Source organism: Streptococcus sp. SGI.013, assembly GCF_050315295.1.
Taxonomy (GTDB): Bacteria; Bacillota; Bacilli; order Lactobacillales; family Streptococcaceae; genus Streptococcus; species Streptococcus porcorum.
This window is the reverse complement of record NZ_JBNPOS010000124.1, coordinates 1-202: the sequence shown is the minus strand read 5'-3', so window position 1 is coordinate 202 and position 202 is coordinate 1. Positions and strand designations below refer to the sequence as shown.

Below are 202 nucleotides of genomic sequence, written 5' to 3'. Positions count from 1 at the left end.
CATATCCTTTACTTGGATCACTTGGATCAACTGGGGTCAATGGAGTGAATCCATCTGGTCCAACTGGAATATGACCTGGAACATATGGCAGAACTGGAAGATCTGTACCTGGCTTACTTGGATCAACTGGGTCATTCGGATACGGAATTGGTGGAATTGGAGTAACTCCGGTTGGAACTGTTGGAACCCATGAACCGAGTTT

The 202-nt window shown here is 46.0% G+C and carries 1 pseudogene; it reads right to left on the bottom strand.

Going from position 1 to position 202, the window contains the following annotated elements:
- Positions 1-202: pseudogene (locus ACQRDX_RS09665) on the bottom strand (hypothetical protein); the annotation flags it as partial.